We start from the raw sequence: 24970 nt of genomic DNA on the forward strand, positions 1-24970 counted from the left end.
GGCGGAGGCGGGTCGAGCGCCGCCGGAGCGCCCCCGTCAAGCCCGCCGCGGCCGGACACCGCCGGTGCCAGGGTGGAGCCGTGCCTCCCTGGACCCTCGCCCTCGCCAGCGGCGCCATCGGCGGCGCCACCCTCCTGATCGGCGCCGCGCTCGCCTGGTTCGTGCGCGTGCCCCCGAAGCTCACCGCCGCGATCTCCGCGTTCGGAGCAGGGGTGCTGATCTCGGCGCTCGCCTACGAGCTCGTGCAGGAGGCGGCGGACGACGGAGGACTGCTCCCGACGATCCTCGGCACGCTCGCGGGAGCCGTCGTCTTCGTCGGCGCGGACGCGCTGCTCACCCGCGCCGGCGCGGGGAACCGCAAGAGCGCGAAGGGGTCGGGCGGAGGAGGAGGCGCGGCCATCGCGGCCGGCGCCCTGATCGACGGGGTCCCCGAATCGATCGTGCTCGGCCTCTCGGTCGCCCAGGGCGGAGCGGGAGCGGCGATCAGCGTGCCCATCGTCGCCGCGGTCGCGATCTCGAACCTCCCCGAGGGCCTGTCCTCGACCGTCGGCATGAAAGCCGACGGCCGCTCCGCCCGCTACGTCTTCACCGTCTGGGGCGGAATCGCCGCGATCTCGGCCGCCGCGGCGCTGGTCGGCTTCCTGGTCTTCGCCACCGCACCGGGCGCGGTCGTGGCCTTCGTGACGACCGTCGCCGCCGGCGCGATCCTCGCCATGATCTCGAACACGATGATCCCCGAGGCGTTCGACCGCGACGACGTGCTCACCGGGCTGTACGCGGTCCTCGGGTTCGTGACGGCGTTCGCCTTGCACAGTGCTGGTTAGGACGCCGCTCCCCGCGCGGCGTCCCGCAGTCGGCTCGAGCGCATGGCCGGGTCCCGAGGAGCGGGATGCGCACGGCGACGCGGATCCGCTGGAACGCGGATCCCCGGATACGCCTCGCGAGGGCGCCGCTGCCTTCGCGGCATCCCGCAGTCGGCTCCAGCGCGGGGCCGGGTCCCGAGGAGCGGGTCGCGCACGGCGACGCGGATCCGCTGGAACGCGAATCCCCGGATACGCCCCGCGAGGACGCCGCTCCCCGCGGAACGGAGTGCGGTCAGCCGCTGAAGGCGGTGAGGGCGTCGTCGAGGATGCCGAGGCCGCGGGCGACCTCGGCGGGGGTGATGACGGCCGGCGGGACCACGTGGATCCGGTTGTCGGCGGTGAAGGGCAGGAGGCCGCGCGACAGCAGGTCGTTCTTGAGGCGGGCGACGGAGGCCGCCGGCAGCGGGGTGCGCGCGGCCCGGTCGGTGACCAGCTCCAGGGCCCAGAACACTCCGGAGCCCCGGACCTCGCCGATCAGGTCGTGCTTCGCCTCGAGCGCCGCCAGGCCGGGGGCCAGGTGCTCCGAGCCGATGGTGCGCGCGTTGTCGACGATCCCCTCCTCCTCCATCGCCTCGAGCGTCGCGACGACGCTGGCCGCGGCGAGCGGGTGGCCCGAGTAGGTGAGGCCGCCGGGGAAGACGCGCTCGTCGAAGTGGTGGGCGATCGGATCCGAGATGACGACGCCGCCGATCGGGACGTAGCCGGAGTTGACGCCCTTCGCGAAGGTGATCAGGTCGGGGCGCACGTCGAAGGCGTCGAAGGCGAACCACTCCCCCGTGCGCCCGAAGCCCGCCATGACCTCGTCGAGGATCAGCTGAATGCCGTACCGGTCGGCGATCTCGCGGACACCCGCGAGGTAGCCGGGCGGCGGGGTGAGCACGCCGGCGGTGCCGGGGATGGTCTCGAGGAGGAACGCGGCGATCGACTCCGGCCCCTCCGCCTGCACGACGCGCTCGAGGTGGTGGAGGGCGCGCTCGCACTCCTGCTCGAGGCTCTCGGCCCAGAACTCGCTGCGGTACAGGTAGGGCCCGAAGGCGTGCACGTGCCCGCGGGAGTACTCGTTCGGGATGCGGCGCCAGTCGCCGGTCGAGACGATCGCCGCTCCCGTGTTGCCGTGGTACGAGCGGTACAGCGAGACGACTTTGTCGCGGCCGGTGAACAGCCGCGCCATGCGGATCGCGTTCTCGTTCGCGTCCGCGCCGCCGTTGGTGAAGAAGACCTTCTCCATGCCCTCGGGCGCCCGCTCGGTGATCAGGCGGGCCGCCTCGGCGCGGGTCTCGTTCGCGTAGGCGGGGCCGACCGTGGTGAGGACGCCCGCCTGCTCCTGGATGGCGGCGACGACCTTCGGGTGCTGGTAGCCGATGGTGACGTTCACGAGCTGGCTCGAGAAGTCGAGGTAGCGGGTGCCGTCGACGTCCCAGACCTCCGCGCCGAGACCGCCTGCGATCGGCAGCGGGTTCAGCGCGCCCTGCGCCGACCAGGAGTGGAACACGCGGGACCGGTCGGCGGCGGTGACCGAGGCGTTGTCGCGGACGGTGGGGGCGGTCGAGGACGTCATGCTCCCCATCGTGCCGCGCGCGCCTCGGAAGCGGGCGTGCGGATCCGTCGATCCGCGGACCCTACGATGGACGGAACGTCGAAGGGAGCCGCGCATGCCCGCGACCGTCCGCGATCTGCTGGCCGAACCGGCCTTCCGCCTCCGCGTGCTCGCCGGCGTCCACGACGAGGCCGACCTCGACGCCCCTCTGGTGTGGGCGCACTCCTCGGACCTCGTCGATCCGACGCCCTGGCTCGAGTCGGGCCAGCTGCTGCTGACCGACGGCGTCCACTTCACCGGGCACGACAGCGCCGAGTTCTCGGAGGAGTACGTCGCCCGGCTGCGCGGCCGCGGCATCCGCGCGCTCGGCTTCGCCACCCGCATCGTGCACGACGAGGTGCCCGCCGCTCTCGTCACGGCGTGCGAGCGCCAGGGCCTGCCGCTGCTGGAGGTGGCGGACCTGACTCCGTTCATGGGGATCATCCGGTTCGTCGCCGACGTGATCTCGCGGGAGCAGCGCGAGCGGCTGGAGTGGTCGCTCGAGGCGCAGCGGCGGGTCGCCCGCGCGGCGCTGCGGCCGGACGGGCTCGCGGCGATCCTCACCGAGCTGGAGCGGCAGCTGGACTGCTGGGTCGCCCTCTACGACGCCGCCGGGCAGAGGGTGCACCTGCCCACCCGGCTCGACGTGCCGGCGGAGGAGGCGGTCGCCGCGGCCGCGAGGCACGCCCTGACCCGCGGCAGCCGAGCGGGACTGCGGCTCGACGACGGCGGCGGTGTGACGCTGCAGACGATCGGGCGCCGCGACCACCTGCGCGGGGTGCTCGCCGTGGGCACGGGCACGCCGCTGGACCCGGCGGGCAGCGACCTCGTCGCGAGCGTCATCGCCCTGGCGAGCATCGCGCTGGAGCAGCGGCGGGCGCTGGACTCCTCCCGCCGGCAGCTGCGCTCCGGACTGCTCGAGCTGCTGGCGGCGGGAGCCTTCGACGTCGCCGAGAGCACCGCACGGCGCCTGGGGAGCCCGTTGCCCGCCGAGCCCGTGCGGGTGGTCGTGCTGAGCGCGCCCGTGCACGGCGACTCGCTCCTCGACGAGCTGGAGGTCGTGGCGGAGGAGGACGGCGCGCGCCTGTTCTTCGCCGAGAGGGACGGCTCGCTCGTCGCCGTCGCCGCCGCCGACGGACTCGAGCCGCTGACCGCCGTGCTGGAGCGGCACGGCGCGAGCGCCGGCGCCTCCGTCCCGATCGGCTGGTCCGACCTGGACCGGGGCCTCGAGGAGGCGCGGCGCGCCGCCGAGCGGACAGGAGACGGGACGGTGGTCCGGTTCGAGGACGTCGCCGCCGAGGGGATGATCGGGCTCCTCGCCGCCGCCGGAGCCGCACCGCTCGCCCGCCGGATGCTCGCACCGCTGCTGACCCCGGAGGGAGCCGTGCTGCTCGAGAGCGCCCGCGTCTGGCTCCGCCGCAACGGCGCCTGGGAGCCCGCCGCCCGCGACCTCGGCGTGCACCGTCACACCCTCCGCAACCGCATCACCGCCGTCGAGCGCGCCCTCGGCCTCGACCTCGACGACGTCTCCGCCCGCACCGAGCTCTGGACGGCGCTGCGGCTCCACTCATAGCCGATCTCCTCCTGCGTCGTCGATCGGCCGCGGTCGGTCTCAGGAGGTGGGGACGCTGGAAGAGCGGGTCGCGTACCGCGCACGACGATCCGCTCACACGCGGATCGACGGTTGCGCTAGGCGGTGCTCAGCAGCCTCTCTCCTCCTTCGTCGTCGGTCGGCCACGGTCGGCCTCAGAAGTTGGGGACGATGGGAAGAGCGGGTCGCGTACCGCGCACGACGATCCGCTCACACGCGGATCGACGGTTGCGCGGTGCTCAAGAGCCTCTCTCCTCCTGCGTCGTCGATCGGCCGCGGTCGGCCGGGGAGGGTGGTCGCGCTGGGAAGAGCGGGTCGCGTACCGCGCACGACGATCCGCTCCCACGCGGATCGCCGGTTGCGCGGTGCTCAAGAGCCTCTCTCCTCCTTCGTCGTCGATCGGCCGCGGTCGGCCGGGGAGGGTGGTCGCGTTCCGCAGAGCGGGTCGCGTACCGCGCACGACGATCCGCTCACACGCGGATCGACGGTTGCGCTCGGCGGTGCTCAGGAGCCTCTCCGGTCGACCGAGCACTTCCCGCCGGCGCGGAGCGCAACCGGCGATCCGCGTTCCAGCGGATCGACGTGCGCGGAACGTTCGACGCCCTCGAGAACGGAACCACCCTCCCCAGCCGACCGCAGGCGATCGACGACGAAGGAGGAGAGAGGCTCACCAGCGCCGCGACTGCGGGCGATCGACGACGCCAGGAGGAGAGAGCCTCACGAGCACCGCGGAGCGCAACCGGCGATCCGCGTCCCAGCGGATCGACGTGCGCGGAACGCGCGACGCTCTGCAAGACCCGACCACCCTCCCGAGCCGACTGCGGGCGATCGACGACGCCAGGAGGAGAGAGCCTATGAATTCTGCGGGAACCCGAGGTTGATGCCGCCGTGGGAGGGGTCGAGCCAGCGGCTGGTGATGGCCTTCTGCTGGGTGAAGAAGCGGACGCCTTCGGCTCCATGGGCCTTGGTGTCGCCGAAGAGGGACGCCTTCCATCCGCCGAAGGAGAACGTGGCGACGGGGACGGGGATGGGGACGTTGATGCCGATCATGCCGACCTCGACCTCGTTCTGGAAGCGGCGTGCCGCTCCTCCGTCGTTGGTGAAGATGGCCGTGCCGTTGCCGAAGGCGCCGTTGTTGATGAGTGCGACGCCCTCCTCGTAGGAGGCGACGCGGACGATGGAGAGCACCGGGCCGAAGATCTCCTCCGTGTAGGCGCGGGAGGTGGTGGGGACCTTGTCGAGCAGGGTCGGGCCGAGCCAGAAGCCGTTCGCGTCGCCGTCCACCTCGATCCCGCGCCCGTCGATGACGACCTCCGCGCCGTCCTCCTCCGCGATCGCGATGTAGGAGGCGACCTTGTCGCGGTGCGCCTCGGTGATCAGCGGGCCCATGTCGCAGCCGCGGCGTCCGTCGCCGATGCGCAGCTTCGACGCCCTGTCCTGGATCCTGGTGATGAGCTCGTCGGCGACGGGCTCGACCGCGACGACGACCGAGATCGCCATGCACCGCTCCCCCGCCGAGCCGAAGCCGGCGTTGATGGCGGAGTCGGCGACGAGGTCCAGGTCCGCGTCGGGGAGCACCAGCATGTGGTTCTTCGCCCCGCCCAGCGCCTGCACCCGCTTGCCGTGCTTCGTGCCCGTCTCGTAGACGTACTGCGCGATCGGGGTCGACCCGACGAACGAGATCGAGCGGACGTCGGGGTGCTCGAGCAGCCCGTCGACGGCCTGCTTGTCGCCGTTGAGCACCGTGTAGACGCCGTCGGGGAGGCCGGCCTCCTTCCAGAGGGCGCCGAGCCAGATCGCCGAGGACGGGTCCTTCTCGGAGGGCTTCACCACGACGGTGTTGCCGGCGGCGATGGCGATGGGGAAGAACCACATCGGCACCATCGCCGGGAAGTTGAAGGGGGAGATGATCCCGACCACGCCCAGCGGCTGCTTGGTCGAGTAGACGTCGACGCCGGTGGAGACCTGCTCCGAGTACTCGCCCTTGAGGTGGTGCGCGAGCCCCGTCGCGAACTCCACGACCTCCTGCCCTCGGGTGATCTCGCCCAGCGCGTCCGAGACGACCTTGCCGTGCTCCGACGTGATCAGCTCGGCGAGCTCCTGCTTCTTCGCCTCGAGGAGCTCGCGGAAGCGGAAGACGATCTGCTGCCGCTTCGCGAGCGACGTGTCGCGCCAGGCGGGGAACGCGGCCTTCGCGGAGGCGACGGCGGCGTCCACCTCGGCGGAGTCGGCGAGCGCGACCTCCTTGGTCGCGACTCCCAGCGCCGGGTCGTAGACGGGAGCGGTGCGGCCGGACGAGGAGGCCGAGGGAGCCCCGTCGATCCAGTGGCCGACGACGGACAGGGCGGTGGCGGGCTCGGCGATGCTCATGGCGACGACTGTAGGGGCGTGACCACGGCCGCGGGGGTGCCGATCCGTCCAGCGGTGGAGGGGTGGTCTGGACGGATCGGCGCGCTCAGTCGGTGGGACGGGAGGCGTCGGCGTCGGCGTCGGGCGAGGGGGTGGCCGCGTCGGGGCTCGAGGCGGCGGGGTCGGCCGCGCTCGGGTCCGCAGCGCCGGGATCCGCAGCGCCGGGATCCGCAGCGCCGAGGTCGGCGGCGCCGGCGTCGGCGGTATCCTGCTCGGCTGTACCGGTCTCCTCACCGTTCACCTCGGCAGCGGACGCTTCAGCCGCAGTCTCCGCCGCACCCGCCGGGTCGAACCGCGCCAGCGCGGCCGTGATGTTGTCGTGCCCGCCGCGCTCGTTCGCCCAGGCGACCAGCGCCTCCGCGAGCGTGACCGGATCCGCGCCCACCCTCTCCTGCGCCTCGCGCAGCACGCGCGCGAGGTCCTCGGCGGCGGACGCGTAGTTCCAGAGCCCGTCGGAGCAGACCAGCACCCAGCCCGGCTCGGTCAGCTCCTCGGAGGCGACCCGCGGCTCCTCGTCGTGCGCGTCGGCGCCGAGCCAGCGGGTGATGGCGTGAGCGTCGGGCGCCGTCTCGGCCTGCTCCCGCGGCACTCCCGAGGCGATCTGCTCCTGCGCCCACGAATCGTCGACCGTGAGCTGCCGCGGCTCGCCCGCGTCCGGCATCCAGTAGCTGCGGCTGTCGCCCACGTTGCCCGTGACGAGCAGCGCGCCGTCCAGCACCGCCGCGGTGAAGGTGCACGAGGGCGGATTCGACCGCTTCTCGGGCACGGCCGCGTCGATCGCTCCGGAGGCGCGCGCGGTGGCCATCTGCAGCAGCGCGCGCCAGCGGTCCGCTCCCGCGCTCTCCCCGCCGACCTCGGCCTGCAGCGCACTGAGTGCCGCACGGGCCGCGGCGAGCGACGCCTTGTCGGAGTCGGGGGTCGAGGAGACCCCGTCGCAGACCACGAGCAGCGCCGTCCTCAGAGAGCCGTCGGCGCCAATGACCGCCCCGAGCGCCATCGCGTCCTCGTTGGCCGGGTGCCGGAGCCCGCGGTCGCAGACGCCGCCGACCAGCGGGTGCGGCGCTTCGGCCCAGTGCTCGCGCTCGGTCGGAGCGGGGCGTCCGCACTGCTCGCAGTAGCCGTCCTCGGCGACCGCTCCCCCGCAGTAGACGCAGGTGGCAGATCCTCCTACGGCGACGGGCGGAGCGGAGGGGGCGGCCGCGACGATCAGCGGCGTCCCGCAGGCCTCGCAGAAGGCGTCGCCGGTCGTGACCGGCTCGCCGCAGTTCGGGCAGGGAGTCGACAGCGCGCCGCTCATGTCAGCGTCCAGCGTCGGACCTCGTTGGCGCGGTCGACGAGGCGCAGGCGCTCGTCGCGCTCGCGAGTGGAGGCGGCGAGCGCGCGGTAGGAGGCCTCGAGGCCGTCGCGGATGGCGGCCTCGTTCGCCTCGACCCCGCCGAGGGTCGCTCCCTCGGCCGGGCCGTCGCGCCGCACCAGCTCGAGGGCGGAGGCGAGGACCTGAGTCGTGAGCTCGAGGCGGGTCCGCTGATCGATCGACACGGAGTCGACGCTCGCGAGGGCGGCCGAGAGCGCGGGCAGCCCGCGGCCCGACTCCGCCAGCAGCTCCGCCCGGCGGCGGCGCGCGTCGGAGTAGGAGGAGCGCGTGGGCGCGACGATGTCGAGCGCGTCTAGCGCCCCGTCGAGGTCGGAGCGCAGCTGCCGCACCCGCGCGAGACCGAAGGCGGCGGGTGCCGTGTAGTTCGCGTCGGCGCGGGCGCAGATCACGTAGAGGGACTCGGCGACCTCGGGCTCACCGCTCGCCTCGCACGCCGCGGCGAGCGCGAGCTTCGGGGCGAGCTCGCCGGGGACCTGCCCGTAGACGGTGTTGAAGGAGGCGCGGGCCCCGATGTCGTCGCCGCGCGCGAGCTGCGCGAGACCGCTCATCCAGACCGCCCGCCACTCCCACGGGTCCTCCGTGAGGATCTCGCCCGTCGCGCGGGCCGCCTCCTCCCAGCGCTGCGCCTCGATCGCCGCCCGGGCGCGGGCGAGCCGCACCTCGACCGTCACGGTGGGCGCGAGCGCGAGAGCGCGCAGGCGCACGATCGGGTCGGCGACGTTCACGCCCGCGAGCCACGACCGGGCGGGATCGGACTCGTCGCGGCGGAGCGCCGGCAGCGCGTCCCACGGCGGGACGCGGTCGACCACGTCGGCCACGGGCGCCTCGAACAGGGCCGACTCCGTCGAGTGCAGCGCGGGGTGTCCGGGACCGCGGTCGGTCGCGACGACCTCGCGCAGCACTCCGAGCAGCTGGCCGCGCATCTCGTCCACCGTGGCGAAGCGGTCCTGCGGGTCGGGAGCGCATGCCTTCGCGATCAGGCGGTAGAAGGAGTCGTAGCGCTGGAACAGCGGCGTCTCCGACACCGGCGGCAGCGAGGCGACGAAGGTCGTCTGGTTGCCGCGGAAGTCGAGCACCAGCGAGGCCAGCGTGCGGCCGATCGTGTAGACGTCGGAGGCGACCGAGGGACCGAGGTCGGCGACCTCCGGAGCCTGGTAGCCGACGGTGCCGTAGATGGCGGAGTCCTCGTCGTCGATCCGGCGCACTCCGCCGAGGTCGATCAGCTTGACCTGGTCGCCCACCTGGATCATGTTGTCCGGCTTGAAGTCGCAGTAGAGCAGGCCGTGGTCGTGCAGGTAGGCGAAGGCGGGCATGACCTCGAGCACGAAGGCGAGCGCCTGATCCACCGGCAGCGGATCCGCGGCGCCGCCGTTGGCGTCCAGCCGCTCCTTCAGGATCTGCTTGAGGCTCGGCCCGCCGACGTACTCCATCACGATGTAGCCGGCGCCGTCGTGCAGGACGAAGTTGTAGATCTCGACGATCAGCGGGTGCTCGACCTCGGCCAGGAACCGGCGCTCGGTGACGGCCGCCGCGTACGCATCGGGATCGCCGGAGTTGAGCAGGCCCTTGAGCACCACCCAGCGCCCCGAGACGTTCCGGTCGCGCGCGAGGTAGATCCAGCCGAGGCCGCCGTAGGCCAGGCAGCCGACGACCTCGTACTGGCCGCCGACGACGTCGCCCTTCACCAGCTGCGGAGTGAACGAGAACGGCGTGCGGCAGTTGGGGCAGAACCCCTCGGTGCGGCCGGGCCGACCGTCGCGCCCGCGGCCGACGGCCGTGCCGCAGTGCGAGCAGAAGCGCTTGCGCTCGGGGAGGACCGCCTCGGTCATCAGGGCGGCCATCGCGTCGGCGGCCGGGCGGGACGGGACAGTGGTGAGCCCGGCGCCGAGCCTCGGGCCGCGCAGTCGGGTCGAGGTGGTGCCGACGCGGCGGGTGACCTTCGAGCCGGTCTGCGCCGTGCGGGCGGAACCGAGGGCGGCGGTGGCGAGGCGGGCGGAGGAGGTGCGCGTGCTGCGCGCGGTGGCCGACTCCTCGGCAGGCCCGGGTGCCGTGGCGCCGGGGGTGCCCTCGACGAAGCCGGTGCCGAAGGCGGCGGAGGCGGTGGCGGGCGGGGAGGCCGGAGCGGCGCGACGCGCGGTCGGCGTGGAGGCGGCGGCGCCCTCCTCGGGCGGGAGGCCGCAGACGTTGCAGTAGCCGTCCTCGATCGTCCCGGTGCAGCCGGGAGTCGCGGTGCAGGGGGCGCCGTTCATAAAGTGGCCTTCCGGTGGTGCGCGGGGTCGGGGTGCGGGAGGTCGCGGGTGACGACGTCGTACTGCTCGACCAGGTGGCGGGCGAGCGGAACGGAGCAGGGCACCGCGTCGAGGGCGGCGCGCACCTCCTCCTCGGCCGCGACGCCGACGGCGGTAGCAGCGCGGCCGTTGCCCTCGGCCCGCTCCCGCAGCGCCCGGAGGCGGAAGCCCAGAGCGGCCCGTTCGCGCAGCGGCGAGGTGTAGGCGGCCTCGACCGCGTCGAACGCGCGGCCGACGGCGGCCAGGCGGGCGAGGTGCGCGTCGAGCGCCTCGCGGTCGGACGGAGGATCGCCCAGCCGGGAGACGTCGGGCACGGCCAGCCGCGGCGGGTCGGCGATCTCGCGGCGGCAGCGGGCCACGAGCTCGCGCAGCGGCGCCTCGCGGCGCTCGGCCGCCTCCGCCAGCTCGCGCGCCCGACGGCGGTCGCGCTCGAGTCCGCGCCGCTCGGACGCGGCGATGATCAGGTCGCGCTCGAGCCGGGCGGAGTCGCTCTCGAGCTGGCCGAGCGGCCCCGACACGTCGGCTCCCCGACCCGCCCGCTCGGCGAGCGCGTCGAGGCGGGAGCGCAGCACGGCGACCCGCTCCGCCCGCTCGCGGTCGACCGTGCCGCCGCCGTCACGGGTGAGGTCGCGGCAGCGCTCGATCTCGGCGCGCACCCCCACGATCCGCCCGGCGACGTCGGTGCCGCTGGGGTCGAGCTCGAGCCGGGAGCGCAGCTGGCCGACGACCGCGTCGCAGAGGCGCACCGCCTCCACCAGCGAGACCGCGCCGCTCCCGGAGGCGTCGAGACGGCCCCAGATCAGCTGCGACATCCGCTCGCGCGCCACGACGTCGACGCGGCCGGAGTCCCAGACCGCCTCGAGCTCGGCCAGGCGCCGGGTGACGGACTCGCGGAGCGACTGGGCGAGCACCACGTCGGCCGTGTAGTTCTCGGCCTGCGGCGACGCCAGCGCGGCGGCGTCGAGCCGCGAGAGCTCGCGCGTCGTCCGCTGCAGCCAGCGGGTGAGAGCGGCGAGGTACTCGAAGAGCTCGCGCTGCGGCGCGGCCTCCCCCAGCCGGCCCGGAGCGACGGGCGTTCCCTCCGCGAGACCGGTGCTCATCGGCCGTACACCGGGGCCGGCGGCGAGGCCTCGCCGAGGACCCCGAGCCAGCGCTCGTAGATGCTCTGCCAGCGGCCGTCGCTGCGGATGCTCTCGAGCGAGGCGTTGACGAAGCGCACGAAGTCGGGGTCGTCGGCGGGCAGGCCGAGGCCGTAGGGCTCCGAGCTCAGGGCGTCGCCGACGACCTTCGCGTACGGGTCCTGCGCCACGAAGCCCGCGAGGATCGTGTCGTCGCCCGCGATGGCGTCGACCTCGCCGGCCTGGAAGAGGGCGAGGCACTGCGAGTGCGTGGCGGCCTCGACGGCCTCGACCTCCGGGTAGTCGTTCTGCAGGCGGCTGAGCGTCGTGGTGCCGCTGGGCGCGCAGACCCTCTCGCCGTCGAGGTCGCCGATGCCCGTGATCGGGACGCCGTCGGGGTCGTCGGAGACGAGCACCTTGAGGCCGGCGTCGTAGTACTCGGACGAGAAGGCGATCGAGCTCCAGCGGTCGCAGGTCATCGTGAGGGTGCGGGCGACCATGTCGACCTGCGGGGCGCCGTCGCCGCCGGTGAGCGCGGGGAGGCGCTGAGCGGAGGTGATCACGACGTAGTCGATGGAGTCGCTGCCGAGGATCGCCCGGGCGACCTCGCGGGCGATGTCGACGTCGAAGCCCTCGATCGCCCCCGTGATCGGGTTGCGGGCGCTCATCAGGAGGGTGTCGGCCGAGACGCCGACGCGCAGGGTCCCGCGCCCGCGGATCTCCGCGAGCCTGGTGCTGTCGGTCACGCCGGTCGGCGCGTAGGAGGTGACCGCCGAGGGCGAGCAGTCCGCCGCGGCAGGAGCGGGGGGAGCGGACGCGCTCGCCGTCGGAGTCGGGGTCGCCGCGGCGAGGGGCGTGCCGAGGTCGTCCGCCCCCGTCGTGCAGCCGGTGAGGGAGAGTGCCGCGGCGGCGGCCATGGCGAGGGCGGCGGCGCGCAGGCGGTTCATCGGTACTCCTCCAGTCGCTGGGCGATGCCGCGCCAGGCGAACACGGCTCCGGCGAGACCGGCCGCCAGCAGGATCCACGAGACGAGGGTCGCGAACTCCGCACCTCGGTCGAGCGTGGCGGCGGCGGCCAGAGCCTTCTCCTGCACCACGTCGCGGGCGTCGTCGGAGAAGGTGGTGAAGAGGTCGTTCGGCGTGCCGTTCCCGGTGATCGTGGCGACGCGGACGGCCTGGTCCCAGTTCCCGGCGTCGTCCGCGGCGCGGATCTCCTCGTGGAACGACTGCCACTGCCCGAACTCGTCGACGAGCCGCGTCCTCGCCAGCTCGTCCTGCAGGTCGCCCGAGAGCTTCTCCCGGGCGGAGTCGACGGCCTGGGTGTAGCGCTCCTCGAGGGCGGCGCCGGAGCCGCGCTTGATCAGCGTGAAGCTCTCGAGCGACTTGGCGTCGCTCGCGGCGATGAGCGCGTTCGACACGGTGAGCGCCTCGCGATAGGACTCGACCCGCGCCGTCCCCGCGTCCGCCGCGACCGATCCGTAGGCGAGCGCCCCGCCGACGCCGACGACCAGCAGGAGGGCGGTCCCCGTGGCGAGCGGGCGGTTGAGGTAGCGGTGCGTGCGGCGGGCGAGCCAGAGCTGCGCCGCCAGGAGGAGGACCAGCATCACGAGCGAGCCGATCATGAGCAGGACGCTCCATCGGACGGCGTCGTAGGCGGCCGCGACCCGGTCGGCACCGGAGTCGACGAGCCCGTCGAGGTCCTCGAGGATGCCGCCGTCTCCCGAGAGGGCCGTCGACGCCTGGTCGAGGTACGCCGAGGCGACGGGGAAGCCCTGCCGGTTGTTGGCTCGCGCCTGCTCGATCAGCCCGCTGTAGGTCGTGATGCTGCTGGCGACCCGGGCGAGGGCCCGGGTGTCCGCCGAGTCGGCGGCCGAGAGCCCGGCGATCGCGGAGGCGGCGCCGGTGAGGCTCGAGACGTACGACGCCCGCAGCTCGGTCGGCTCCAGTCCGCCGACGAGGAAGGTGTTGGCCGCGATCGCGTTGGCGTCCACCAGCAGCGTGCGGACGTTCTGCACGCCGAGCAGCTGCGCCGACTGCTCCCGGGCCGTGGTCGCGGCGCGCGCCTGCATCGCTCCTGCCTGCTGCGCGAACACGCCGAACAGCACGGCCGCCAGCGCCGTCAGGGCGAGCAGGAGGCGCAGGGTGGCCGGAGTGGTCGCGGTCGCGCGGGCCAGCAGCGACGGCTTCCGCTGCGCCGGCCGGTTGGCGACCTGGACGAGGGGCGGCTCGGGGATCCTCTGCGCGGGCGGCGCGGCGGGTGCGGTGCTCAACGGCTCTCCTCCTCGGGGTCGTCGGTGACGGGGACGGCCGTGCCGCTCGGGGCGGCGTCCGCCTGCCCGAAGGCCTCCTCAGAGCCGTCGACCGCGCCCTCGTCGTCGTCGCCGGCTCCGTCCGGGCTGCTCGAGGCTTCGGGGCTCTCCACCACGTCCTCGGGGAGCAGGATGCGCAGCTCGTCGAGCGTCGGCTCCTCCACGTCGCGGAGGCGCCAGGCGTGCCGGGCGATCGCCGCGTCGAGGACGTTGCGGACCCAGCGCCCGTTGCCGAACGCCTCCGTGCGCTGCTGCGCCGAGGCGAGGCCCGCGAACGCGGCGAGCGCCTCCTCCGTCGGCTCGAAGTCCGCGGAGGCGGCGAGGCGGCCGAAGATCGCCGAGAGCTCGTCGTCGGAGTAGTCGGCGAAGTCGATCGTGGTCGAGAAGCGGCTGGCGAGTCCCGGGTTCGTGTCGAGGAAGCCCTGCATCGGCCCGGAGTAGCCGGCGACGATCACGACGAGGTCGCCGCGGTGGTCCTCCATGTCCTTCACGAGGGTGGTGACCGCCTCCGCGCCGTACTGGTCGAGCGCGAGCGCGTAGGCCTCGTCGATGAAGAGGACGCCGCCGCGCGCGGAGGCGATCACCTCCGCGGTCTTCGTCGCGGTCTGCCCGAGGTAGCCGGCCACCAGCTCCGATCGGTCGACCTCGACGAGCACGCCCTTCGAGAGGATGCCGAGCGAGCGGTAGATCCGCGAGACCAGCCGCGCCACCGTCGTCTTGCCCGTGCCGGGGTTCCCCGTGAGGACGAGGTGGCGGGTGAGCGTGGGCGTGCTGAGACCGGCGGCCTGGCGCAGGGTGTCGATCCGGAGCAGCTGCGTCTGCCGCTTGATCTCGCTCTTCACCCGGTCGAGGCCGATCAGCGCGTCGAGCTCGGCGAGCAGGTCGTCGATGGACTCCGGCGGGTCGAGCGGCTCCGGCTCGGAGGCGGGCTCCGCGGCGGGAGCGGCGGCGGGCGCCGGCTCGTCCTGCGGACCGTCGTGCTCGGTCCGGCGGAGGCGCTCGAGGATCTCGTCGACCCCGGGCACGCCGGCGGGCAGACCGGTCGGCAGGTCGGCGCTCGCGGCACCGTCCGGCGTCCGGCCGGTCGTGTGCGGTACTCCTCCGCTCCTCGTCGGAGCGGCGCCCCGGGCGCCCGGGACGGCGGAGAGCTGGGCCGCGGCGGTCGCGGAGGCGGAGGCGATGCCGCCGATGCCCGGGTCGCCGAGAGCGCTGGCCGCCGAGACGACCTCGGTCAGGGCGCGGGCGTAGGCGGAGGAGTGGTGAGAGCCCGCGCCGACCAGGGCGGCCAGCTGATCGGTCGGCCCCGACCGCCAGCGCCGGCCGCTCGAGGCGGCGGTGAAGAACGCCTCCAGACCGCCCGTCGCGCCGGTCGCGGCGAGCCAGTCCTGCCCGGCGCCGCGGATCGACTCGGCGACGGCGGCGGCCAGCCGCGCACCCTCGTCGCGGACGGCCGCGGCGTCGAGGCCGGCGGCCGTCCCCGCGAGCACGAGGGCGTCCAGCGCCGGGGCGAGCGCGGTCACGAGGCGCTCGGCGGGGTCAGCGAGCCGGATCCGGACGGCGCTCCCGGCTGCGGAGGCGCGTCGAGACCGCTCGGGGAGAGCGAGGACTCCGTGAACTTCTCGGCCAGGAACTGCCCGTGCGCGATCAGCGCCGAGGCGTCCTGCCGCGAGACGGCGTCCGAGATGCGGTCGAGCGTGCCTCCGAGGAGGTCGAGCTGGTCGCAGAGGATCATCAGCGAGGTCTTCCCCCTGTGCACGGCGCGGCGGTCGGCGAAGTCCCTCGGCAGGCGGAGGTAGCCCTCCACCGCCTCGGGGAGGTAGCTGGTCGCGGTCGCGACGACGGTGTGGCCCTGACGGCTCATCCCGCCGAGGCGGTCGAGACGGGGCACCATCTCGCGGACCGTCTCGTCGATCCGCTGGATGCGCGCCGCGACGATGCCGGGCACCCGGCCCTCCGTCCGCGCGCCCACCCTGTCGAGCGCCGCGAGGATGTCCTCGCTCGTCGGGACGCTCGGCAGAGCGGGCGCGGTCTCCTCCGGCGCCGCGGGGGCACCCGTGAACAGTCGGGAGAACCAGCCCATCGGCTAGCGGCCGAGATCGAGCGAGGACGTCGCGTCGATGTCCGAGTTGCTGCGGCGGGCCCGCTCGACGTACTCGCCGGCCTTCGCCGTCTCGGTCTGGAGGACTCCGACGGTCTGGGCCATGCTGTCGAGCGCCTTGATCTTGAAGTCCGAGATCGAGTCCATCGTCTGGTAGATGTTCGCGAACGCGGCCTGCAGCTGCGGCAGCCCGACCGTGGCCGAGGCGGCCTGCGACTGGATCGAGGCCGACTGGTCGGCGAGCATGCGCGAGGTGGCCTCGATCATGTTGGACGTCGTGGTGTTCAGCGCCGTGATCTGATCGAGCACGAGGCGCTGGTTGGCGAGCGCCTGCGCCACGATGACCGCCGTGCGCAGCGCCGAGACGGTCGTGGTCGTCGCGCGGTCGACGCCCTTGATCAGCTCGACGTTGTTCTTGATGACGACGTCGATCGCGAGGTAGCCCTGGATCGACACGGCCAGCTGGGTCAGCAGGTCCTGGTGCTTCTGGCGCGCGTAGAAGAGGACGTCCTCACGCAGCGCCTTCGCCCGCTCCGGGTCGGTGGCGTCGAGCTCGGCGATCTTCGCCGAGAGCTTCACGTCGAGCCGCTCGGCGACGTAGATGTACTCGTTGAGACGGGTCATCGTCTCCCAGAGGTTCTGCTTCTCGAGATTCAGGGCCGCGTTGTCCTTCCGCAGCTCGTCCTGCCCGTCGTACAGGGCCTGGATGATCGCGTTCAGGTGCGACTGGGCGCTCTCGTAGCGGCGGAAGTAGTCGGTGATCTTGTTGCCGAACGGGATGAAGCCCAGGATCTTCTTCTGCAGGTTGTCCTCGGACGGGTCCAGATCCTCCACCGTGCGGCGCAGCTCGAGCAGCGTCTTGCCGATGGTCGACCCCTCGGAGAGCCCGCCCTCCTGGAGGGCGCGCACCGGCGTGCTCAGCAGCCGGTTCGACGAGTCGGCGGCCGAGCGGATGTCGGCGTCGCCCATCGTGCGGATGTCGTTGGCCCGCGTCGCGAACTCGGGGCTGCGGGACTCCGTCGCCAGGAGCGTGTCGAGGTAGCCGTCGACCTTCGCCTCGAGGCCGGGCAGGGCGGCTTCGGGCACCTTCGGCGCGATCGACGGCGCCGAGGTGGTCGGCACCGCTGCCACCGGCTCCGGAGGCGTGAGCGAGAGGGCGTTCTGGACGGGCGGCTGCAGGGCCTCGGTCATCGGGATCCTCACCGTTCCTGGCGCTCGGCGCCGACTGGGATGAACGTCCGCCCAGCATATCCCGGGCCCTCCCGCGGGATCCCCGCGAGCCGCCTCGTCCGAGGACTCGACGCGATCGGGCGGCTGTGGAGGAGCATCCGCCGCCGGTCAGACCGCCTTCGGGCGCCTCCGCAGCGTCGCCACCGCGACTCCGGCCAGGGCGAGCGCGCCTCCGAGCAGCGCGGCGAGCGGCGGGGTCTCGCCCAGGACGAGCCAGGACAGCAGCACGACCACCGCGGGCACCGCGTAGGTGGACGCCGCGGTGCGACCCGCGCTGGAGCGCGCGAGGACGTACCCCCACGTCGTGAAGGCGACGGCCGTCGGGAAGATCCCGAGGTAGACCACGGCCAGGATCGAGGAGAGCGGAGCGGCGGCGAGCGCCTCGACGAGCTCCGGTGCGAAGGGCAGACACGCGACCGTGCCGGCGAGGCAGCCGAGCCAGGTCATCGTCGGCGCGTCGATCCGGCCCAGCAGGCGCTTCTGCAGGGTCGCCGCGCTGCCGTAGACGACGGCGGCCACCAGGCCGAGGGCGACGCCGATCACGTCGAACTGCCCGGTGGAGGTGGAGAACGCGATCACCGCGACGCCGGTCAGCGCCACGAGCATCCCGGCGAGGAGACGGCGGGGGAACCCCTCCCCCAGCAGCAGCCCGGCGAGCACGGCGGTGATCATCGGCGCGATGTTCACCAGCAGCGCCGCCGTCCCCGCGTCGACGTGCCGCTCCGCAGCGTTCAACGCCAGGTTGTAGACCCCGAACCAGGCGACCCCCCAGCCCAGCACGAGCAGGAGGAGGCGCCCGCGCGGGACCGCCGTGCGCGGATCCGGAGCCGCCTCCGAGCGGCGCCTCCGGGCGGTGAGGACGACGCGCACCACCGTGAGCGCGAGCGACCCCACCACGATGCGGCCGAGGGTCAGCGTGCCCGGGCCGAAGTCCTCCGTCGTGGCGCGGATGCCGACGAAGGCCGACGCCCAGAGCAGGACGGTGACCGCGATCGCGCCCCACAGCAGGAGGGCGTCCCTCGTGGAGGGCGGGGCGGAGGAGGAGACGTCGGTCATGAGGCCATCGTGGCGCTGCCGGGGATTCAGCACCAGTTCCGTTCACTGTCGGATCGTTCAGCCGGACTGTACGGTCGTCTCATGCTCGACGTGCACCGGCTCCGCATCCTCCGCTCCGTCGTCGCCTCCGGCTCGATCGCGGGAGCCGCCTCCGGCCTCGGCTACACGTCCTCCGCCGTCAGCCAGCACCTCTCCGCTCTGCAGCGCGAGACCGGACTGACCCTGCTGGAGCGGGTGGGCCGCGGCGTCCGCCCGACCCCAGCCGGACGCGCCCTCGCCGCCCAGGCGGACCGCGTCCTCGAGCGCCTCGCCGAAGCGGAGGCCGTGGTGGAGGAGCTGCGCGAGGGCCGCTCCGGCCGCCTCTCGGTGACGTACTTCGCCTCCGTCGGCAGCGCCTGGATGCCGGAGGTCGCCCGCCGGCTGACCGCCGCGTTCCCCGGCCTCGCCCTCGATCTGCGCCTGGGAGAGGAGCTCGACGACGACCTCGGAGCGCGCCCCGACGTGCAGCTCCTCGTCGCCTCCTCCGAGCCGACCGCCCCCGGATTCACGGCGCACCACCTCCTCGACGACCCCTACCTCGTCGTCCTGCCCGACGGTCATCCGCTCGCCTCACGGAGCGAGATAGACCTCGCCGAGCTCGCGAACGAGCGCTGGGTCGACAACGACCTGCCCACCGGCTGGTGCCGCCGGAACGTCGTGGAGGCCTGCGCCGCCGCCGGGTTCGCGCCGCCCTTCCACGTCCAGGCGAACGACCACATCACCGCCGCCGCGTTCGTCGCCGCGGGCATGGGAGTGACGGTCCTGCCGGAGCTCGCGGCCCACCGCCTGCCGGACGGCGTCCGCGCCGTGCCCGTCGTCCGTCCCCGGCCCGTCCGCTCCCTCGAGGCCGTCGTGCGCAACTCCGCCGCCTCCTCCGCACCGGTGGCCCTGGTGCTGGAGACACTGAAGGCACTCGTCGCACGCCGTTGAGCGCGCCTGCACGGGCGAGCTCGCAGCACATCGGAGCACGATGGGCGCGTGAGATCCGTCGAACCCGTCACCCGTTCCGCGCCCGCGCTCGGCGGACCGCGCATCCTGAAACAGCGCTGGACCGAGGCGACGTTCCTGCACTGGCGGGTCGACCCCGCCCTGGTGGCGCCCCACCTCCCGGCCGGGACGAGGCCCGACGAGCACGACGGTTCCTCCTGGGTGGGCCTGATCCCGTTCCGGCTCTCGCGGACGGCCTTCCTCGGCGGCCCGCGGGTGCCCTGGCTCGGCACCTTCCCCGAGGTGAACGTCCGGCTCTACTCCGTCGACGAGCAGGGACGACGCGGAGTCGTGTTCGTCTCGCTCGACGCCTCCCACCTCCTTCCCGTGCTCACCGCGCAGGCGGTGTTCGGGCTCCCCTACCGCTGGGCCCGGATGAGCATCGAGCACCGCCACGGCGCGGTGATCTACGACACGATCCGGCACTCGGACTCGGCCGCCCGCTCCCGGATCGTCGTCCGCCCGGGCGAGCCGGTCGACGAGGACCCGCTCGGCTCGTTCCTCACCGCACGCTGGGCCTACCACGAGCGCCACCTGGGCTCCACCTGGTACGGCCGCAACCTGCACCGGCCGTGGCCGCTGCGACGCGCGGAGCTGCTCGCGCTCGACGACGGGCTGCTCGACGCCGCGGGCTTCCCCGGGCTGGCGACGCGCGCGCCGGACTCGGTGCTGTACTCGGCGGGAGTGGAGACCGTGTTCACGGTGCCGCGGAAGGTGTGAGGGGGGCGACGCTCCTCCACAGACGGTTCTTCGCGATGCTGTCCGATGAAACGGCGCTCCCGAGGCCCACGGCGAGACTTCGTCCGGTGAGATCAGGGCATGAAGGAATCGGCGACAGTAGACGACGCGCTCACGGAGGCGCTCGCGCTCGCCGGCTCACGGCACGCTGAGCGGTCCGCCGTCGAGGCATCCCGGTACCGGGCAGTCGAGGAGGCACGCCGCCTCGCGATGGCGGCACCCGCGGCGCTCGTCGGCGAGCACGTCCAGGTGCAGGTGGATCGGGCGGAGGCGGCGCACCGGGCGCTGATCGCGGAGCTCGCGACGGGACTCCGGGTCTCGGAGGCGCACGCCTCTGCACTGGTCGACGAGGCACGCCTGCTGGTGAACGACCTCCCGGAGACGTTGCGCGCACTCGCGGACGGAGCGCTCTCCCCCGAGCACGCGCGACTCGTGGTGCGAGGAGCGCTCGACGTCCCCGCCGAGGTCCGTGGGCGCTTCGACGAGGAGGCCGCGACGATCGCGGTCGCCTGCACGCCGCCCCAGCTGCGACGCGCCCTCCGGTCGCTCCGGGAACGGCTGCACCCGCAGACGCTCAGCGAACGTCATCGGGACTGCGCCCGTCGACGCGCGCTCTGGGTGGAGGGCCTCGACGACGGGATGGCGATCCTGCACCTCTACACCGCAGCTCCCGATGTGCTCGGCGCGATGGACAGGATCGACCGGGCCGCCCGCTCCCTCGCGGATCTGCCGGACGAGGAGAGGACGCTGGGCCAGCTCCGCGCGGACGTCGCCGCTGCGCTGCTGGTCGACGGGGAGACATCGGCCGACGGAGACGGCACGTCGATGCCGGCGGGAGTGCGCGCCGAAGTCGCGGTGACCGTGCCGGCGCTGACCCTCCTCGGGCGGTCCGACCAGCCCGCCGTCCTCGACGGATACGGACCCGTCGATCCGGAGACCGCGCGGCGTCTCACAGCAGGTGCTCCCTCGTTCACGCGGCTGCTCACCCATCCGGAGAGCGGAGCGGTCCTCTCCGTCGGACGCGACTCCTACCGAGTGCCGGCGGACCTGCGTCGCCACCTCCAGCACCGCGACGGGACCTGCCGGTTCCCGGGCTGCACCCGCAGCACCCGCCACGCGGACGTCGACCACACGAATGACTGGCAGCACGGAGGCACCACGTCGGTCGACAACCTCGCACACCTCTGCCGACACCACCACCGGCTCCGCCACACCACGGGGTGGACCCACCGGCAGGAGCCGGACGGCACGCTGCACTGGACGAGCCCGACGGGACGGCAGCATGTCACCCGACCGGGCGAGCCGGCGGACAGGGCGGAGGGCGGACACGGTCCGAGCGGAGACCGCGGGCCGTGACACGGGCAGGTCGGATGGTCGAGACAGGCAGGTCAAGGGGCGGGCCCGCTTCGGCGCGCCCGCGTAGCGTGGACGCACGGGCCGATCGGCGTGGAAGCGACAAGAGGGGCAGCGACATGGCAGGAACGAAGGACAGGAAAGACGCGACGACGGGGACCTCGGCGGTGCTCTTCGACATCGACGGGACCCTCGCCGACACGAACTTCCTCCACGTCGAGGCGTGGTCGCGCGCCTTCTGGCAGGCCGACCTCGTCGTCCCCGCCTGGCGCATCCAACGAGCGATCGGCGCAGACTCGTCGGAGCTGCTCGACATGCTCCTCGAGGACGACGTGAAGGAGGAGCAGCGCGCACTGGTGAAGTCGCTGCACACCAAGAACTACGCCGAGATGACAGCACGCATCGTTCCACTCCCGGGAGCTCGCGAGCTCGTCGCGACGCTCGTCGGTCGAGGCGTCCACGTCGTCCTCGCCACCTCGGCACCGCAGAACGAGCTGGACGTGCTTCTCGACGTCCTCGACTTCGGCGGCTCCGTCCACGCTGTCACCAGCGGCGCAGACGTCTCGACCGCCAAGCCAGCACCCGACCTGATCTCGATCGCGCTCGACCGCGCGGGCGTCTCCGTCGACCGCGCCGTCATGGTCGGCGACGCGACCTGGGACGTCCTGGCCGCCGAGCGCGCAGGCCTGGCAACGGTCGGAGTCCTCTCCGGCGGAACCTCGGAGCACGAACTCCGCGAGGCCGGAGCCGTCGCCGTCTACGAGGACGCGGCGGCCGTCCTCACCGGTCTCGGTGAGGGGCCCCTCGCGAGCCTCCTGAACTGACCGACCGCCACCCCAGGAGGCTCACGAGCCTCAGTCGCGGGGTCGCCGTCGCAGCACGAGGAGCGTCACTCCGATGGCGGCGGCGACCGCGGCGAGAGCGCCGCCGATCCACAGGACGTCCCCGAGGAGTGCCGGGTCCGATCCGGACGTCGCCTGCGCTTCGTCGGCGGACTCGGCCTGTCCTCCTGAGACCGCGACGGTGCCGTTGCAGTCCGGGACCGAGTCCGACCCGTCGGCGAGCGCGGTCCCGTCGGCCGGCGTCCAGTCGAACGCGTACTGGCCCGACACGGGGTGCCCGTCGGTCGACACGACCTGCCACGTCACCTCGTACTCCCCCGCCGCGCCGAGCTCGAGCGGCATCGACGCTTCCGGCCCGACGACGCTGACGCAGCCGTCGCCGTAGTAGAGCCCGTCCGGCCCGACGACGCGCAGAGCTGCCGCCGTTCCGTCTGTCCCGAGGACGAGCAGGTCGTCGTTCGTCGTCAGCACCAGCGTTCCCGGCTGCTCCGTCACGGTCGAGTCCGCAGCGGGAGTCGTCGAGACGAGGTAGTTGTGCGCGCTGGCGGGCGCCGCCACCGCGATCGAACCGAGCAGCCCGATCGCGGTCGCGGCGACGAGGGCCTTCCGACGGGTCACGCCGACGCCCGGGGTCCGCGACGGCGGGAGGCGAGCCCGACGGCCACGCCGACCGCGCCGACGACGAGCCCGCCGACTCCGAGGATGCGGGCGAGCACGTCGTCGCCGCTCGTGGCCGTCGTCGCCGAGGCGGTGGTGGCGACCGCGTCGTCACCGTCGCCGTCGTCGTCGTGTCCGCCCCCGTGGCCGGACCCCGCTACCGCCGCGGTCACCGCGACGGTGGGAGCGGGCAGCTCGGGCTCGTCCTGGCCGTCGACGGTCGGCTGGTCCCAGGCGGTGCTGCCGGTCTCGCACGTCTGCAGCACGGGGAACTCCAGCGTGGAGCCCGCCGCGTCCTCGGGGAGCTGCAGCTGGAGGGCGACGGTGTCGCGGTAGCCGTCGGCGAGGGGCGTCTTCGCCGTGTAGACCACGTCCGAGACCCGCTTGGTCGCGGTGTTCCCGTGGGAGTCGGTGACCGGGTCGGCGATCGCGACCTCGTTCTTCACGACGTCCCAGTTCGGGTTGATCGTCGGGCTGACCGAGTTGATGCCGTCGGGCATCGTGATCGTGAGTCCCGTCGTCGGCGAGCCCTCGCAGCCGTGGGCCAGCGAGAACGTCACCACCGTGTACGAGCCGGCGGCGGTGCTGCTCGCCGCCGCGGTCACGTGGGCGCTGGCCGCCGTGGGCGCGGCGACAGCGAGCGCGATCGATCCGGCGGCGACGAGTGCGCCGCTGCCGACGAGGCGGAGCCGCGAGAAGGAAGAAGAAGAAGAAGAACGGGTCATGACGGTCGTGTCCTCGGGGGAGATCCGGCGCGGGGCCGGGAATTCTGGACGCAGCGCGGGTCCGCGGTGCGTGCGGGGCGCCGACCGGAGCCGCTCCCGCACGGGAGGGGCGTCAGGCGGCGCGGAGGACCCGCAGCGGCGGCCCGCGGTGCCGGAGGATCGAGAGGACCGCGTCGAGGGATCGGGGCGCCCGCGGCTCGGGGGTGCCCGTCATCGAGACGCCGGGTGCCGACGGGAGCGCGACCGCGGACGCGCGGGCGACGATCCGTACGACGACGCGGTGGAGGCCTGCTCCCAGCGTCCAGAAGAGGCGCTCGCCGTACCGGAACGCCGCGATCGTGAAGGCAGCCGCAGCGAGGTGGGCGAGGAGCATCACCGGCGCGTGAGCCGCGTGTCCGCCTCCGCCGGCGATCAGCTCGATGGTCGACCCATCGTGGAAGTGCGCGCCGGTGCCCGTCGTCCCGACCACGCTCACCTCCCCACCGCTGCCCGTGATGAGGAAGAGGCCGTGGTACGCGATCTGGCTGAGGAGCACGGAGAGCGTCAGCCGGGGAAGGGACGGACGGCGCCCCGAGAGGAGGACGCAGACGACGACGGCGAACGCCGCGGCGAGGGCGAGCACGGCAGGAGCGGGGGTCTCGGCGCCCGCGACCGTGTGGGAGGCGGCGGCCGTGGCGGTCGCGGCGAGAGCGGCGGCGACGCCGCGAGCCACTCGTGCACCTCGGGTCTGCACTCGCCCGTCCTCTCGTCGCGTCGACGCGTGCGCGCGACGTCTCCAGGGTAATCGACGCGGCGGAGCAGCCCCCCGCGTTCCGGATCCTTGCCGTTACGAAGCCGTTACCTAGATCACCGAAAGAAATCCAAACCCCCGCAGGGAGGGCTCCGAACACATGTCAACGGCCGCGAAACGGTCCACACAGAACAGGTCCTCCGCATCACGTGGGGGCCGTCTCACGAAGGAGTAATCCCATGCGATCCACCAAGCGTTCCGCCCTCGCCGCATTCGCCCTGCTGGGCACCGCCGCCCTCGGCCTCACCGCCTGCTCGAGCGGAAGCGGCTCGACCACCGCCGCCAGCGACGCGGCGACCCCGATGGCCACCTCGTCGGCCTCCGCCTCCTCGACCCCCATGGCGACCATGGACCCGGCCGCGAACCTCGTCGGCCCCGGCTGTGCCGCCTACGCCGAGCAGGTCCCGGACGGCGCCGGCTCGGTCGAGGGCATGTCGCTCGACCCCGTCGCGACCGCCGCGTCGAACAACCCGCTGCTCACCACCCTGACCGCTGCGGTCTCCGGTGGCCTCAACCCCGACGTCAACCTCGTCGACACGCTGAACAGCGGCGAGTTCACCGTCTTCGCCCCGGTCGACGACGCGTTCGCCAAGCTCGACGCCGCGACCGTCGACTCCCTCAAGACCCCCGAGGGCGCCGCCACGCTGTCCTCGATCCTGACCTACCACGTCGTCCCCGGCCAGATCGCCCCTGACGCGATCGCCGGCGACCACGCCACCGTCCAGGGTGGCAACCTCACCGTCACCGGTTCCGGCGACGACCTGAAGGTCAACGACGCGTCCGTCATCTGCGGTGGCGTCCAGACCGCCAACGCGACCGTCTACCTCATCGACACCGTGCTGACCCCCCCGGCCAGCTGATTCCCCTCACCGGCTCCGGCCGGTGAACACGCCGAAGGGCGGGCACCTCGCGGTGTCCGCCCTTCGG

The 24970-nt window shown here is 73.5% G+C and carries 21 protein-coding genes; 7 read left to right on the plus strand and 14 right to left on the minus strand.

Annotated elements, in window-relative coordinates:
- The first annotated feature begins 80 nt into the window (after positions 1-80).
- Entirely contained in the window at positions 81-824 is a 744-nt protein-coding gene (locus C5B98_RS03595; protein ID WP_104223842.1) for a ZIP family metal transporter, read from the plus strand.
- A 271-nt stretch (positions 825-1095) separates the two neighbouring features.
- On the opposite strand, the gene C5B98_RS03600 is transcribed toward C5B98_RS03595, so the two are convergent.
- Complete coding sequence (locus C5B98_RS03600) at positions 1096-2421, minus strand: aspartate aminotransferase family protein (protein ID WP_104327335.1); 1326 nt, start codon at positions 2419-2421, stop codon at positions 1096-1098.
- 94 nt (positions 2422-2515) lie between these two features.
- On the opposite strand from C5B98_RS03600, the gene C5B98_RS03605 reads away from it, so the two are divergent.
- A complete protein-coding gene (locus C5B98_RS03605; RefSeq protein ID WP_181065449.1) occupies positions 2516-4012 on the plus strand; it encodes a PucR family transcriptional regulator in 1497 nt (498 codons plus the stop codon).
- A gap of 870 nt (positions 4013-4882) precedes the next feature.
- On the opposite strand, the gene C5B98_RS03610 is transcribed toward C5B98_RS03605, so the two are convergent.
- The 10 genes from C5B98_RS03610 to C5B98_RS03655 all read right to left on the minus strand — a co-directional run bounded on the left by C5B98_RS03610 (position 4883) and on the right by C5B98_RS03655 (position 17912).
- Entirely contained in the window at positions 4883-6400 is a 1518-nt protein-coding gene (locus C5B98_RS03610; RefSeq protein ID WP_104327337.1) for a CoA-acylating methylmalonate-semialdehyde dehydrogenase, read from the minus strand.
- A gap of 85 nt (positions 6401-6485) precedes the next feature.
- On the minus strand, positions 6486-7736 hold the full coding sequence (locus C5B98_RS03615; protein ID WP_146076881.1) for a PP2C family serine/threonine-protein phosphatase: 1251 nt from the start codon (positions 7734-7736) through the stop codon (positions 6486-6488).
- On the minus strand, positions 7733-10063 hold the full coding sequence (locus tag C5B98_RS03620; protein WP_104327338.1) for a serine/threonine-protein kinase: 2331 nt from the start codon (positions 10061-10063) through the stop codon (positions 7733-7735). Before C5B98_RS03620 ends, C5B98_RS03615 begins: the two co-directional genes overlap by 4 nt.
- The gene (locus C5B98_RS03625) at positions 10060-11202 is read right to left on the minus strand and encodes a hypothetical protein (protein WP_104327339.1); all 1143 of its coding nucleotides are present in this window, start codon (positions 11200-11202) and stop codon (positions 10060-10062) included. Before C5B98_RS03625 ends, C5B98_RS03620 begins: the two co-directional genes overlap by 4 nt.
- Positions 11199-12167: a glutamate ABC transporter substrate-binding protein gene (locus tag C5B98_RS03630; protein ID WP_104327340.1), complete on the minus strand. Its 969-nt coding sequence runs from the start codon at positions 12165-12167 to the stop codon at positions 11199-11201. Before C5B98_RS03630 ends, C5B98_RS03625 begins: the two co-directional genes overlap by 4 nt.
- Positions 12164-13489: a hypothetical protein gene (locus C5B98_RS16820; protein ID WP_181065450.1), complete on the minus strand. Its 1326-nt coding sequence runs from the start codon at positions 13487-13489 to the stop codon at positions 12164-12166. The genes C5B98_RS03630 and C5B98_RS16820 overlap by 4 nt, the downstream gene beginning before the upstream one ends.
- Positions 13486-15048, minus strand: a complete 1563-nt coding sequence (locus C5B98_RS03640) for an AAA family ATPase (protein ID WP_258063429.1) — start codon at positions 15046-15048, stop codon at positions 13486-13488. Before C5B98_RS03640 ends, C5B98_RS16820 begins: the two co-directional genes overlap by 4 nt.
- Positions 15045-15608 (minus strand): hypothetical protein, encoded by a 564-nt coding sequence (locus C5B98_RS03645; RefSeq protein WP_104249860.1) that lies wholly within the window; start codon positions 15606-15608, stop codon positions 15045-15047. The genes C5B98_RS03640 and C5B98_RS03645 overlap by 4 nt, the downstream gene beginning before the upstream one ends.
- A gap of 3 nt (positions 15609-15611) precedes the next feature.
- Complete coding sequence (locus C5B98_RS03650) at positions 15612-16817, minus strand: toxic anion resistance protein (protein WP_104223833.1); 1206 nt, start codon at positions 16815-16817, stop codon at positions 15612-15614.
- 147 nt (positions 16818-16964) lie between these two features.
- On the minus strand, positions 16965-17912 hold the full coding sequence (locus C5B98_RS03655; protein ID WP_104223832.1) for a DMT family transporter: 948 nt from the start codon (positions 17910-17912) through the stop codon (positions 16965-16967).
- Positions 17913-17993: 81 nt separating this feature from the next.
- Between C5B98_RS03655 and C5B98_RS03660 the strand changes: the two genes are divergently transcribed.
- The 4 genes from C5B98_RS03660 (at position 17994) to C5B98_RS03675 (ending at position 21853) form a co-directional block, all read left to right on the plus strand.
- Positions 17994-18881 carry a LysR family transcriptional regulator gene (locus C5B98_RS03660; RefSeq protein ID WP_104262737.1) on the plus strand — a complete coding sequence of 296 codons (888 nt, stop codon included), beginning with the start codon at positions 17994-17996 and terminating at the stop codon, positions 18879-18881.
- A 48-nt stretch (positions 18882-18929) separates the two neighbouring features.
- On the plus strand, positions 18930-19658 hold the full coding sequence (locus tag C5B98_RS03665; protein ID WP_104327342.1) for a YqjF family protein: 729 nt from the start codon (positions 18930-18932) through the stop codon (positions 19656-19658).
- Between the two features lie 99 nt (positions 19659-19757).
- The gene (locus C5B98_RS03670) at positions 19758-21032 is read left to right on the plus strand and encodes an HNH endonuclease signature motif containing protein (protein WP_104327343.1); all 1275 of its coding nucleotides are present in this window, start codon (positions 19758-19760) and stop codon (positions 21030-21032) included.
- 116 nt (positions 21033-21148) lie between these two features.
- The gene (locus C5B98_RS03675; protein WP_104327344.1) at positions 21149-21853 is read left to right on the plus strand and encodes an HAD family hydrolase; all 705 of its coding nucleotides are present in this window, start codon (positions 21149-21151) and stop codon (positions 21851-21853) included.
- A 30-nt stretch (positions 21854-21883) separates the two neighbouring features.
- On the opposite strand, the gene C5B98_RS03680 is transcribed toward C5B98_RS03675, so the two are convergent.
- The 3 genes from C5B98_RS03680 to C5B98_RS03690 all read right to left on the minus strand — a co-directional run bounded on the left by C5B98_RS03680 (position 21884) and on the right by C5B98_RS03690 (position 23965).
- Positions 21884-22489 carry a copper resistance CopC family protein gene (locus C5B98_RS03680; protein WP_104273642.1) on the minus strand — a complete coding sequence of 202 codons (606 nt, stop codon included), beginning with the start codon at positions 22487-22489 and terminating at the stop codon, positions 21884-21886.
- Positions 22486-23253 carry a YcnI family protein gene (locus C5B98_RS03685; RefSeq protein WP_104226179.1) on the minus strand — a complete coding sequence of 256 codons (768 nt, stop codon included), beginning with the start codon at positions 23251-23253 and terminating at the stop codon, positions 22486-22488. The genes C5B98_RS03680 and C5B98_RS03685 overlap by 4 nt, the downstream gene beginning before the upstream one ends.
- A gap of 112 nt (positions 23254-23365) precedes the next feature.
- Complete coding sequence (locus tag C5B98_RS03690; protein WP_104327345.1) at positions 23366-23965, minus strand: hypothetical protein; 600 nt, start codon at positions 23963-23965, stop codon at positions 23366-23368.
- A 257-nt stretch (positions 23966-24222) separates the two neighbouring features.
- Between C5B98_RS03690 and C5B98_RS03695 the strand changes: the two genes are divergently transcribed.
- Positions 24223-24903 (plus strand): fasciclin domain-containing protein, encoded by a 681-nt coding sequence (locus C5B98_RS03695; protein ID WP_104327346.1) that lies wholly within the window; start codon positions 24223-24225, stop codon positions 24901-24903.
- Positions 24904-24970: the final 67 nt, after the last annotated feature.

The organism is Rathayibacter sp. AY1A5 (assembly GCF_002930875.1).
Classification (GTDB): Bacteria; Actinomycetota; Actinomycetes; order Actinomycetales; family Microbacteriaceae; genus Rathayibacter.

Bases quoted from the DNA above. Each gene is read 5' to 3' on its own strand.
- C5B98_RS03600 (WP_104327335.1), bottom strand. From the start codon at position 2,421: ATGACGTCCTCGACCGCCCCCACCGTCCGCGACAACGCCTCGGTCACC.
- C5B98_RS03605 (WP_181065449.1), top strand. From the start codon at position 2,516: ATGCCCGCGACCGTCCGCGATCTGCTGGCCGAACCGGCCTTCCGCCTC.
- C5B98_RS03610 (WP_104327337.1), bottom strand. From the start codon at position 6,400: ATGAGCATCGCCGAGCCCGCCACCGCCCTGTCCGTCGTCGGCCACTGG.
- C5B98_RS03615 (WP_146076881.1), bottom strand. From the start codon at position 7,736: ATGAGCGGCGCGCTGTCGACTCCCTGCCCGAACTGCGGCGAGCCGGTC.
- C5B98_RS03620 (WP_104327338.1), bottom strand. From the start codon at position 10,063: ATGAACGGCGCCCCCTGCACCGCGACTCCCGGCTGCACCGGGACGATC.
- C5B98_RS03625 (WP_104327339.1), bottom strand. From the start codon at position 11,202: ATGAGCACCGGTCTCGCGGAGGGAACGCCCGTCGCTCCGGGCCGGCTG.
- C5B98_RS03630 (WP_104327340.1), bottom strand. From the start codon at position 12,167: ATGAACCGCCTGCGCGCCGCCGCCCTCGCCATGGCCGCCGCCGCGGCA.
- C5B98_RS03645 (WP_104249860.1), bottom strand. From the start codon at position 15,608: ATGGGCTGGTTCTCCCGACTGTTCACGGGTGCCCCCGCGGCGCCGGAG.
- C5B98_RS03650 (WP_104223833.1), bottom strand. From the start codon at position 16,817: ATGACCGAGGCCCTGCAGCCGCCCGTCCAGAACGCCCTCTCGCTCACG.
- C5B98_RS03655 (WP_104223832.1), bottom strand. From the start codon at position 17,912: ATGACCGACGTCTCCTCCTCCGCCCCGCCCTCCACGAGGGACGCCCTC.
- C5B98_RS03660 (WP_104262737.1), top strand. From the start codon at position 17,994: ATGCTCGACGTGCACCGGCTCCGCATCCTCCGCTCCGTCGTCGCCTCC.
- C5B98_RS03670 (WP_104327343.1), top strand. From the start codon at position 19,758: ATGAAGGAATCGGCGACAGTAGACGACGCGCTCACGGAGGCGCTCGCG.
- C5B98_RS03675 (WP_104327344.1), top strand. From the start codon at position 21,149: ATGGCAGGAACGAAGGACAGGAAAGACGCGACGACGGGGACCTCGGCG.
- C5B98_RS03685 (WP_104226179.1), bottom strand. From the start codon at position 23,253: ATGACCCGTTCTTCTTCTTCTTCTTCCTTCTCGCGGCTCCGCCTCGTC.
- C5B98_RS03695 (WP_104327346.1), top strand. From the start codon at position 24,223: ATGCGATCCACCAAGCGTTCCGCCCTCGCCGCATTCGCCCTGCTGGGC.